This window comes from Leptospira montravelensis (assembly GCF_004770045.1).
Taxonomy (GTDB): Bacteria; Spirochaetota; Leptospiria; order Leptospirales; family Leptospiraceae; genus Leptospira_A; species Leptospira_A montravelensis.
Map to the genome: position 1 here is coordinate 1 of NZ_RQFO01000020.1, position 13,249 is coordinate 13,249.

Annotated in this window: 3 protein-coding genes; 1 reads left to right on the top strand and 2 read right to left on the bottom strand. The window is 40.3% G+C overall.

Annotated features, from left to right (window positions below):
- Positions 1–193: hypothetical protein (locus tag EHQ31_RS18900; RefSeq protein ID WP_244247481.1), on the top strand; the 193-nt coding region annotated here is incomplete at its 5' end.
- A gap of 260 nt (positions 194–453) precedes the next feature.
- Here the strand turns inward: EHQ31_RS18900 and EHQ31_RS18330 are convergent.
- Together EHQ31_RS18330 and EHQ31_RS18335 are read right to left on the bottom strand one after the other, a co-directional pair.
- The gene (locus EHQ31_RS18330; RefSeq protein ID WP_135568570.1) at positions 454–840 is read right to left on the bottom strand and encodes a DUF2750 domain-containing protein; all 387 of its coding nucleotides are present in this window, start codon (positions 838–840) and stop codon (positions 454–456) included.
- A gap of 12 nt (positions 841–852) precedes the next feature.
- Positions 853–13,233, bottom strand: a complete 12,381-nt coding sequence (locus EHQ31_RS18335; RefSeq protein ID WP_135568571.1) for a polymorphic toxin-type HINT domain-containing protein — start codon at positions 13,231–13,233, stop codon at positions 853–855.
- Positions 13,234–13,249 lie beyond the last annotated feature (16 nt).

Sequence of the window (13,249 nt, forward strand, 5' to 3'; positions counted from 1 at the left end):
GCAGGTGAAGCTAGAAGAGTTTATCCACTTCTACAACCACAACCGAACCCATCTTGCCCTCAACAAAGAAACACCCATCCCCTCACCAATCCTCCGCAAACCGCGAGATGGAAACTGCCACCTGGAATCCACTCCGGTGTTAGGTGGTTTCTACCACACCTACTCCTGGAAACAAGCGCTTAAGAGAGACTAATCTCTTTTACACTTCGATTTTCTCTCATTGTTTGCAACCTTTGCCTAAGAATCTTTTCTATACAAGAGAAGGATTCCTTATGCCCTAGCGATCAACGGAACACGAATTTTTGGAGCAATGTCTTTGGCTTGACTAGAAATCGATGACTTCCGTTTGTTTTTTGTCTTCAAAATTGTTCCCGTTTGCATCCAGCATCTAACTTAACGAACATTTTGTTCGCTATTATAGTTTTGGCGAGGCTCAGGATCAAAAAAATAAAATTACTCTATTCTGGAAAGTTCATGACGCAAATCCTTTTCGAAATCATCCATGTTTGGTATAACACCTTTATCTGATGGTGTATAAAATACTCCTATTAAAGTTTTTCGCTCTTTGAGACTTGGAAGTAAATCATCAAACAATGAATCCAGCTCTATTTTCTTAGGCTTAAACTCTAACCATTCATTTTTCGTACATATAGATGAATATTCATAAGCAGGCCATAATGGAAAAACATGCTGTCCATCATCTGTTCCTGCTAAAGCCCAACCTGCATTGTATAAACCCCACACGCATCTTTGATCAGCTGCGACTTTAATAAAATGCTCATAGCGTTTTGGGCCAGGTAGAGACGTAATAATATCGATTTGTTTTTGAGTTATTTTCATAAAGTAGACTTTTTATCTTGGACCTCTATCTTTGTTTTTTCTGCCATTATCATCGTATTTATGTTGTAGTTTATGTAAATCTCTATCTTGCAAATTTGAATACTCATAGTCATATCCCTTTGCAGCTTCTCTTCCTCTTTCATGTGCTAAGTCTTTACCAGGAGGATTTCTAATGGTATCCCTTTTGCCTTTATCGATAGCATTTTGTTCTTGCTTAATCCATCCTCGATCAGCAGAAGATACTTTCGGGTCATCACCAATTTCTCTAAGACGTTTCTGTCTACCTGTTCTTCCTGAATTACCACTATTTATAGAGCCTTTCGATTTAAGTCCAAATGGCCACGCAGCCAAACTGAGAACCCCTGATCTCACTGCTTCCTTATAGTCAGAATTTTCAAAGCTAGCCCCTGATTGAATAAATTGACTTATCCCAAAATTACTGAGTTCCCTATCGAGATTTGGTGACTCTTTTAAATAAGCATTCATCTCGGAAAACGGCTTAGGATATAGTAACCCTACTCCTGTAAGGGGTGCACAGGTTTGATTATGCACCCAAACCCCAACTTCGCCCACGAAGTAGGTATGATACTCATCCACCTCAAAGTTATAAACTGTTTCAACCCGTTCGTCAATGGTGATATCAGTTATAACCAGTTCCTTTCCATCCGCACCAAGAGCCACATCACCAGGATGTAAGTCTTTCGCCTCTACCCAATCAGTAGTTTCTATAGAGAACTTCTCTAAGGCATTGCCTTGTTTTTTCACACGGAACGGGTGATTCCAAGTGGTTTCGAGTACAGTTCCGTCTGCAAAGGAAACAGTGTAAATAGCATCCGTTTGGCGGATAAAGGTGTTCACTACCTTGCGGTAGGAGACTTCTCCTGTTTCGTCCGATTTGGATAGAACAACATCTCCAACTTGGATGTCTTCAATGTTCTTGAGTCCTACTCTGGTATGAACTTTGGTTCCAGCAACGAAGCAAGTCCTTGCTGTAAAGACTGTATTGCCTTTAGCATCTTTTTCCATCCAACCAGAATGGTCGCCGAATTTGCCTCCTAGTTGGTCTGCAAAATCGGTGATATTTCCCCAAAGTCGTTCATCCCACTCATCTCTGGTTTTATGTTTATCATTTCCTGTGGCATAATTTTGAACCTCTTTTTCTTTATCGAGCTTGTCCCATTCTTCATCTGTGTATTTTTGACCCCTTTTCGCTTCAAGGGAAAGACGCTTCGCACGGTCGACTTCCATTGCTTTACCGTAAACATTGTCCCCAATGCCTTCCATAGTACCCATTAGCGCTGATTGGTTGAGTGCAATCCCGTTTGTATAACCCTGGCTTACTTGTGAATACCCAAAGCCGTTCGTGCTGCTGTAATTTGCTTGGAAAAGATTTGTACCACCACTGACGTTGATTTCTCCATCTGGTGTCATTCCTAATGAAAAGGATCTACTGAAGTCCTTTGAACCATTCTTAAATGTTTCGCCTTCAAAGTTATAATCAAGGGATACCCCACCTCGTTGAGAAAGAGAGATTGTCCCCGATTCTGAACCTAATTGATTTCCTAAAAAGTTTTTACCGAACTCTTTGCTTGCTTGAACTCCAAATCCGTCTCTTTCGTTGAATGTGAGAGATGCAGAACCAGTCCTTTCATTGTTGTTATTATAATAACTTTTTGAAGCAAAGGCTCCATAACCTTCACTTTTAGAATAACTAACCCCCGTTGTATACCCGCTTTTGGTTGCAATGCCGACGCTTCCTGCAAATCCATCATTCTGCGACCATCCAACGCCCAGTGCCAAACCATATTGATTTTTGTAGCCTGCAGCCACACCAAAACCACCAGATTTACTATAATTCACGCCAACGGAAATATCATAACATATATCTCCACATGCTTCAGCAACGCCAGTTAAAGCATTCCCAGCACCGACTAACAGATCTCCGCCATATTCACTCCCAACGACAGAACCTGCAAGTTTCAGTAATTCCCCGGTAGATTTTGCATTGAGGTTCAGACTTGCTCCAAATCCATCTTTTTGTGAATAACTGACTGACTGGCCATAGGCCCCAACGCTTCCACCAAATCCTTCCGACTCGGAATAACTAAGATTTACGTTTAAGGCAGAACCGCTTCCAGCCATCAAACCTGTAACAAACCCACCAGCACCCGCTACAAGGGCAGACGCAATACTTCCCGAAGAACTATAGGCTTCCATCGCTTGCATTGCACCCAACACAAGACCAGCTGCCAATCCACCTGAAGCAAAAGTTGCCGCAAGAGCTACACCTGTTTTAATGATGTCTTTATTTTTATAAACCGTAGCGGCAACAGATGGACCAAACACTGCACCAGCACCTTGTGCCATCGCGTCATTGTTAAACGCCTCCCCCTCTGCCTTGATCTCGTTGTATTTTTCCTTCATTTTAAGGATAGGATAGAACTGGTTGAAGTGGTGAGTTCCGAAGGTTCCTCCCACAGTAGGCCCAACCAAATAACCTGAGTTCTTCGCTGATTCGATCATGGCTTCTTTGCCTTTTTCATCAGCTGAGTTAAACTCAAACATCTTTTGAGGATCTGTTGCAAGCTGACCTAAAGCAGATTGGGCAGCTTGGGCGACTCGTGCCATAGCCTTTGGATCAAACATGGTTACAGCAATTTCACGGTTTTCTGATTTTTCAGGATCAAAGGTTTGTTTGAAGTCCGTTTGCATTTGGTTACGAGCCAGTCTCACCATCATATTGAGTTCGGCACTTGCAGGACCACCTTTCCCTTGAAGAGCCTGGAAATCGGTCAGATCCCATTCCTTTCCATTGGAATCTTTGACCGTAGGCAATTTATCAGGTTTCATATAAAAGTAAGGAGCATAGGTAGGAAGAATCTGATAGGATGGATTTCCCATCTTATCGACAGCAGACCTCACATACCCTGATCCCATCTTGATAAAACTATCCTGCAATAATTGCATCGTTAACTGTTCATCAAGTGCTTTGTTTTGTTCCTTTATCGTTGCTTCAAAGGTAAGTGGCAATGACCAAAGGGAATCCAATGTTTGAAGGACTGCCATTTGTTTACTGCGATCCTCCATCTCCTTTGTCATCGACTTCATCTTCTCTACATTGGATTCGTCGTATTTGGATTTTTTCAGTTCATCCACAAAGAACTGAACATCGGCATACATCCCTTGTTCTAACATACGATTGTCTAGAACTTGGGGTTTGCTATTCATGATCGTGTTTAGGATTTTGTTAGCATTGTTTTGGAGAAGGACTGCGTTTGGTGCCTCTCCCATATTAGCGATGGTTTTTTGGATCTCAGCATATACCTGATCAATCTCAAACTGATCACCTTTTCTTGCTTGGTTCAGCAGGCTTACTTCCCAATCTGTTTTTTTCTTCAAAGCCTCTTCGATGCGAGCCATATGTTCGGCTTTGCCTTTGTCGGTTTCTTCTTTGAAGTCACGTCTCCACTGGTCCCAAGATTGGTTAAACGATGTCAACATATCGTTAAAACGAGCCGAACCAGTATTCATCAAATAATTTACGTTTTCAATCCAGTCTGCTTTTTTGGCTTGGAAGTCTTTTTCTTTATTGTCCCAAACTTTGATTTGGTATTCACGCTGCTGGCTTTCGTTTATTTCATAGAGTTGGTCTGCAACGTTACCTTGACCATAATAGTCCTCTACGAGCGTCTTATACATGTCGTATTCTATGTTTTTTCCAGTACCACCAGTTACTTTGTTTAATAGGTTGGTATAAAAACGATCACGATCGTCTAAAATTTCTCGTTTGTCTGCTTTAACACCGCGTACGATGGCTGCTTCTTGAACAGCATAATACTCTTCTTTTTCAATTGTGTATTGTGTTTTAGAAATGGAAGCAAGAGAGCCAACAAACTCGTCAGCCGAGGTCATAATATTGACCATACGACCATCATCTGCATAACCAACATTAGAGCTTGTGGAAGGAGAACCTGCGGTAACCACTCCGTCTCTTATATATAGACCATAAGAATCCTTAACGGCTCTTTTTTGGATGATAGGGTCACCGTTTTTACCAACAAGACGGTCTACCGATAGTGGTTCTTTCCCACCAGTCCAATTAATGGTTCCATTTTTCAACTGCCCACTAGCACCGGTTAAAAAGGCAATATCACTATCTTCCAGTCCGGTATCAATATAGCCGCCTTCACCTTTTAACATGTTAATAAGCTGTTCGCCGGTAGAAATATCGGTATATTTGTTGAGTTCTTCTTGGAGGGTTTTTAATGTATTGGCTTGTTCTCTGGCTGTGTTAACCCTATTATCAATTGCAATTTTGCTATCTATCCAAGTTTTGTTACGAGTGATTGCTTCCATTCCCGTAATCGGGTTCCCCAGAGATAAAAAGGCAAAAATTAACATGGCCCTGCCCATTACATTGCCAAGGGCATAATTCATTTTTGCCTCATATTCCCCATAGGAATAGGAAGTCATTCGGTGGTAAGCACTCTCCCCAGCAGCGTTAAAATCTAATACCCAAACACCATCAAATGCTCGTTGTGCGGCAACGGATTCTGTTCCATTTCCATAATTAGTTACGTAACCATTGATATTGATACTTGGGTGGATGTAGGCAAGTCCTCCTGAATAATTAGGTGGGTTTGTACCTCCCCTTCCTCCGTGGATAAAATCCCAACCACCTATTTTGTTCGTGGCAATTCCATCGGCAATTTTGTAAAACTCTCGGAGCCTAGTTTCTTCACTTTTATAGCCAGAATTGTTAAAATCCAAACGACCATCCAGGACGGCAGGGTTTAGACCAGTACCCACTAAAGAACTCATAGTGCCTTCTAAACTGGCACGAGCAGAATTGATCTGCCTTTGGAGTTCTTGCATTTTGTCTTTGATTTTAGTTTCTGCAATGCTAAAGCGCATCGCACGTTCTGCCCATTCTTCTGCTTCGGCTTTGTTTGCTGCCACTGCAGTGTCCGCTTGCAATTCGCTTAACTTCATGCGATCATCAGCGCGTTTTTGAAGCAGGGTGATTTCTGCAAGTTTGTCTGTGACAGCTTTTTCAGCGTCTTGGTAACGTTTGCGAACTAGTTCCAAAGGAGAGGTTAGCGCTGTTTGGCTTTCTCCAGAAATCCCATCGTGAGTTGAATAATCCTTGATGGTTACATAGTCGTAAACAGCAGAGAGTAAACTCATCTCATTAGAAGATTGTTCGAGTAAGTCGTAAGCTGTTTTTACTTGTTCTTGTTTATTATTATATTCGTTTTGTTTTGCTGTAACTACTGTTTGTTGTGTCTGGAATCCTAGTTCTGCGGTGTCAAAGTCAGCGAGTCTTTGTTCGTAGATATCTTTATATTTTTCTAATTCAGCAAGGTAATTGCCGTTTGCTTGTTGTTTGATGTTAAAAATAACACCAATTTCTTCCCCTGCGGTAACAATACTAGATGCATTGGAACTTACACTTCCCTTGGCTTGGTTTGTCAATGCATAAGGATCTTCATTGGCAAATCGACCTGGAAGGTTATTTTTTACATAATTATCTACAACTTTCCTTGCGTTATCAAATCCACCAAGGAACTCATATTCTAGATTTTCGTTTTTGGAATAAACGGCGTCACGAACGCTATAACCAGAATTTTTGATTTCTTTTAATAATACTTTGAGAGATGGGTTTTGATCTTCTTTGGTTGTATCATACGAATAACTGTTGTATTCTTCCACGATAGCCAAGAAATTTCCTAAACGATGTTCAGCTTGGAACTCTAGTTCTCTCAGTCGGTTGGAAACCTGCACACTTTCTGTTGGTGTAGCTTGTCCTTGTGGAGTAATCTGAGTATAACTTAAGTAAGATTCTACTTTTACTGCTTTGTTTGAAATATCCCAAGCTAGTTTTTTCTTATCTTCCTCGCCTTTATATCCAATACTTGCAACTGCAAGTTTGACACTTTCTTCTTTTAAAGAGTTTGCCAGGTCAGAAAAACCTGTTTTGTAAGAATAGGAATTCAAATACACTCCCTGCTGGATCACAAAGAACGGATCGATTCCATTGGCATGGGTTGGGTCATAAAGCCCAGCTTGGCTTAGCAAAATGGATTGTTTTTCTTCTTCTGTAACAGGGCTTCCCAGTTTACCACTAGCAGAGGTTATATATTCATCAATATTCTCGCCGGAATACGACCTAAGGAGATAGTTCATCCTTGTCGCTTTTGTAAGAGCGCCAATCAGATTCGACTCATATCCGTTAGTATTCAACCAATTAGCAAGACCCGCTGTGTCTTCAGGGGATAAATCCTCTGTCCAATTTTGATAATATGTATTTAATAAATGATATTCTTTGAGGGAATCAGGAAGGTAGGTAGATGGATTTTTGGATCCCCTCTCTCCTGCGTATGTCATCACAGTATCTCTATCAGAATCACTAAGGCGCATAAAACTTGCGAACTCATTGGCAAGAGTTTGGACCCCCATATCCACATTACGAGTTGCGTAATCTTCAAATGTTGCAGTTAGGATATAGTTTTTTAATTCTGCCGGATACTGTGCGAGATTTGGAATCGTTCCTTGGGCCAAGGAAGTTTGGATGCGGCTAAGAGATTGTCTTAATGCAAGTTCTTTACCTGCATCTCTTAGGTCTTCGTCGTATGTCAGTAATAGGCTATCTACTTGTGCTAAGTTGGATGTTCTTAATAATCTTGCTTGTAGATCATATGGTGTGATCAGTTCTTCGATTTCTGCGATTTGTTCTTCTGTTAAGGCTACTCCTAAAAAATTTGCTGTTCTTTCAAGTTTGCCACTCGGTCCCGGTAGAACAAATTTTCCACTTTTTACATCCGATAAAAATTTCTCTATAGTTCCATTGTTTGTTATGGTTCCTAAATATGCCTTGGCCAAAATGACTTTTTGGTTTTCCCAGGCAAAGGCCTTCAAGTTGTCCATTCCCGCAATGACAGAAGAATCCAAGTTATATCCCGATTGGTCTAACTTCGTTTTTAGTGTTTCAAATTTTGTAAGTGATGCACCAATTTGATCCAAAGACTGATCGAGAGGCATACCTTGTGCCTCTAATCCATCGATCATGGACCTTAACTCAGCAAATACTCTTGTTGCTTCTTCTGCTGTTTCTCTCGTTGTTTTGGACTCTTCGTAATCGGTTTTGAGTTTCGCTGTATCTGCTTTTTCTGCTGCTGATAAGTTTTGGTAGTATTTTAGCCCTGCCATTTCTTTCGTAAATGTTTCTGCATTCGCAAGAGATTCCCAAAGAGAAGCATTCACTTCTTCTCCGCGCGCGGCTTTTGCAGTCAAAAATTCACGAATCCCTTTAGTATAACTAATCAAGTTTTCTTGGCTGATTGTGTTTTGGTTTGCAGCAGATGCATACACCACAATCCTTTCATCTAAGTTTTCAAGATAATCTTCCCCAGCTTCTTCCGAATCTTTTCTTCGGGCATACAGAGCTAGATATTGGTCGGAAAAAGTAATTCCTTTATACATAGTTTCGGAAAAGGAATTTAATGTAGCGAGTTGTTCCAATTGATTAGAAACTGAAGTTTTTTGAAACATTGCCTCAGCTTCCAAATCTGCCAATTTTTCTTGGATATTCACGCTGATACCTAATGGCCCATCTTGAAAAACAAAATGATACTTTGGTCTTCCTTCCGCTGAATTAAAATAATCGTAAAAACCTGGTAAGGCGGAATTGATTTTACCAAAACTTGATATAGTCAAAAGAGTTTTGTCTGCAATTCCAATGGAAGATTTATATTCTGCGAGTAAACTTTGTGACTTTTCAGTTGCCTCTTCCAATTGGATGGTGAGTTCACGTACATAGTCTGTGGCTTGCATTTGTTTTGCAGAAAAGTCTTTTAATTTTTCTGATACATCTTCTGCAAGTTCTGCATATTCTTCAGTTCCAGGAGTCGCCGCTCTCCAAGTAGCCAATATTTGCATGTAATCCGCATGTGTTGATTCCAATTCCGACTTGATCGTTCCCCAATTAGTAATCATTCCATCTAGGGAAGTTTTTATCGTTTCTAGTTCTGAATAATCCAATCCAGCAAATGGTTTTTCATATCCAGTGAGCTGCAAATTTGAATCTAGGATAGGTTGGGATGTATCTTCAAAATCTTTTAATGTTAGATACTGTTCCAGTTTTTGAATCTCAGCAGCGTACCCTGTTCTTTTTGTATCATTAAAGAAGTCCAAATAACTAGGATATTCACTTTCTATTGCCACATGTCTCGGGTTCAAGAGTTGAGATTTTTCAATGATTTCTGCAGCACTGTTGTCTATGTTTAAGATTTTGTTAGTAATTTCTGTGTGGATTGCGAGCCCTTCTTTTTCTCCGAAGATCTCAATGAGTTTACCAACATCAAGTAATGAACTCAACTGTGCACGAGGAGTTCCTGGATTGTTTGCTAAATGCCCAGATAATAAATTCGCACGACGAGTCTCTTCGCTAGAGTCTCTGTCTGTTGAATTGCCAATTCGGAAGGAATCGCTGAGTAATCTGGATGCAGTGATATCATCAAGTCCAGATACAGCATCATGTAGTTCTTTTAATAAACCTGTAGCTTTGTTTTCTTGTCTTTTGAAGTATTCTTCTTTCAGTATACTCAATACTTCTCCGGATCGAACTCGGGAAACAAAATCATCAACTTTTTGAGATACTGCAATTTCACGAGCCACTTGTCCATTGGCTGCTTGGAAGAAAAAGGATTCTCCATATGAAAAACTCTCTTTTAAGAATTTCTTTTCGTTGGCAGATCCGTTCCATCGAATTTCTTCCCTTTCTGTGGCAGTATATTCTTTACCACTTTCATAGAAGGACAACAATGCATCTGCATAATCTTTTTGTCTTCCCATGTCTTCAATAAAATCATCGTATCCTGAACCTGCTATATAATTGGCAAATGCACCACGACTACTTCTAAAAAACTCAAGAACTGTCGCCATCGCTCTTCTTTCTAATATAGAACTAGCATCTGTTTTTGTGTCTTGGCTAATTACCTCAGAGTCCTTCAACATACGAAGGTAAATGGATTCAACATTCCTATCCCCTTCGCCTAAATTATCCAAATAACCTAAAAGCATTTCCATAGCTTTTGCATTTACTTCCGCACCAGCTACTTTCTTCTTTTGTTCTGCTTGTTTTTGAAGAGCTGTTAATTTAGCTTCATCACCATTTTCATCTAACAAAAATGTTAATTCTACTTCTTTAGCTCTATATTCTAACTCAAATCCATCAAAGAGGGATACAAGACCATCAGAAACTTGTTTTGTTTTATTGTTTCTATCTTCCAAAGCGTTTCGGAAAACTAAATTCATCTGTCCATAATGGCCCATTGCCTGAATAGAATCGGAAAACAAAGTTCCAACTCCATTTAAAGAAGCAAGCATACCACCAGATAGCGTCGACTCATCACCACGAAGTGTTCGGAAATTTTCCTTCGTTGTTGCTCTTTCCGAACCCGTCAAGGTTGCATCCACAATAGCATCTGTTTTGGACAAAGCATCCAATACATTTACATTCAAATACTGAACTGTTTTGCCAACTTCAGCTATATATTGGTTGTATAGGTCAATTTTGTTTACCGCAGCGCCTATCGCCTGTTCCAGTTCCACAATTTTCGCAGAATATGCAAGACTTCCTTGGTTCCCGGCATTGGCAGAAACATAGGACTGATAGTTTGCCATTGCTGTTTTTAATTCGTTAATTCCCTCTTTGCCAAGTGATAAGGCATCCCCAGAAGAAGATGTTAGACTTTGTAAATATTCATAAGTAGGAATGATGGATTCTGCATTTAGATAAGAAGCATCTAAACGAGAATCTGCATATAATCTTGAAATAATGGTTTCATATTGATTTACAAAAGTTGGAATTTGATTCGTAGCGGTTTCCAACTGAGTGACATCAAGTAAGTTGATCTTTGTAATTAAATTAGTGATACTATTATCATGAGAAGTTACAGCTGTGACAACAGAACTATCTAAGCCTGTCAAACTTGCCTTCCATGTTTCTAAACTTTGTTTTACTTGAACAGAAACTTGATTTCCATATAGCTGAACTAACTTGTCACCAGATAATAATGAATCAATTTTTTCTTCTAATGTCCCCTCTCCATCAAGTACGGCGACAAGCAATGTTCGATTTTCTTTTAGTTTCTCAAACTCTAATACCCTTTGGTTGATCTCTGCATAAAAAGATTGGGAACGAAATGCATTTTCTCTCTCATATTGGAGTTCATACATCTTTCTTTCTTGCTGGCGTAGAACTTCCCTTTGACGCTCTAGCTCTTCTTGGGCTTGGACAATTTCTCCTCTAAGTCCAGTATTCCCTTGGATGGCACTCGAATCTGAAGTTAAATCCCCTATTTGACCAAGCATTTCTGGGTTACGAATTAATACCTGGATCTTTAGAGCAGCTTCATAAGCAACCGAAGCATCACCCATACTTGCTCTTGCAAGCTCTAAAGCCTTTCTTTTCTCTTCTAAAATTCTATTTTGTTCTGTAAGTTGATTGAGAATGGTATCTGGATTTGTTACTGCGGATCCTGTTTCCACACTTGAATTTGAATCCATACCCGGTGTTCCAAATACACTACTTCCACTGCCATTTAACTCAGATAGAAGAGATAAATATGCTGCTTCTTTTGCTTTGAAGTTTTGTCGAATGGTGTCCAACTCTGCTGCAATTTGAGCTGCCGTTTTTTGACCCACATTCCCAACCGCATAATCATATACAGCTTTAGCGCGATCTCGTTTTGCTTCCAATAACTTCAATTCTTCGCGAGCGAGTTTGAGTTCAAACTCTTGGACACTCAATACATAAGGATCGCTTCCACCAGCATTTACCAAAAGCCCTTGTCCTACACCTGTCCCTCGAATGTCTTGGTCATGGATTTGATTTTGTGTAGCAGCAACTAAGTTTCTGTATCTTGTTTCTAAACCTTTCCAATAATCTCGTTGTTGGCGGTACTCGGCAACAATACTAGAATTATATCCACTTCCAGGTGCCTCTGCGCGTGTCAATGCATCTTCAAACCAGTCCAAATTGGATGCGATTGTAGATAAGGTGTCGGCACCCACTGTAATTACATCAGTGATCCCTCTAACATGTGCATCCCAACTAGATTTATTTGTAGCAAGTGTGCGATCCAATTCCTCGATTGCCTTAGCTTTGTTTTGGACCATTGTGGCTTCGCTTGCATCCCATTGTTTCAAACCCTCTTGGATTTGTTTTTGGACTGTTGCAACCCACTCTTCTCTCGCTTTTACTAATTGGCCATAAGCATTGGTCCAATCTGCTTCCCCAGATCGCCATTGCATCTCTACATCTCGGTCGTAACGGAGTTTGCCGAGAATCATTTCATCAATTGCTTTTTGCCAGAGGCCTTGTCCCTCTTCCAATGCTTTTAAAACTTTTTCTTGGTAAGCTTCATCTCCATTTTGGAAATTCAAAGCGACTTGGTTGGGAAGTGTGTTCTCCCCGTAAACAAATACTCCTCCATTTTGAGCTATCTGTTGTTTCGTTCTCTCCACTAGAAGTTTTGCTAACTCAGAAGGATTTGTCTCTTGTGCCAATCGATTGGCCATGTCTTCATTTTGATTTTGTTGCGAAACAAAATACATCCTCTTCGAAGAGAGCAAAGAAGATTCTTCATATTCGTAATCTGCGCGATATTGTTCTTTTAGTCTCGCCAATTCACTTTCAAAAGCAAGTCTCTCTACTTCGGAAGAAAAAGAAAGGCCTCCTTGAACTTCTAAAAATACTTCTTCGAGAGATTGCTCCCAATTTGTTTGGATATTGGTTGAAATAGCATTGATTGTTTCGTCCCAAATTTTTACCTTATCAACGGCAGTGGCTCCATCCTTTGCCGCAGCATCTGCTTGTGCCATACCAAGTACAAGACCGGCACGATCCACCAAGTTCCAGACACGTTCTAATTGTGGACTTTGTAAATAGACTTTCCAGAACCCGCGTCTTTCATCTATTTCGCGTTGGACTTCCTCTTCCCATTCTTCTTTGGCAAGTCCCTTCTCAACTTCTAACTTTTCACGTTCCCTTTTTTTCTCCTCTGGGTCCGCAAAGGCTCGCAATTCCTTTTCTAATTCTGCTTCCGCACGAGCTTCCCAGTCTCCTCGCACAACACCAAGACCACGACCAACTAACTTATTAAATTCTTCTTCGGATGTCGCGTGGTTTGCTTGATCGAACTGACGATCCATTTGACCATCCGTTCCCTTTCTCCAAAGGTCACGAAATCGGTTCTCTTGCCCGATAAGACCCAAAACAAAAGAACCAAAGGTCATTTCAAATATGATGATTGATAATATGGCAGATTTTAGTCCTTTAAAAAGGGCGTGTTTTGTCTTTTTTAACTGGCGTTTTTGGGTCTTTGTCATTTAATTTCGCTTCCTA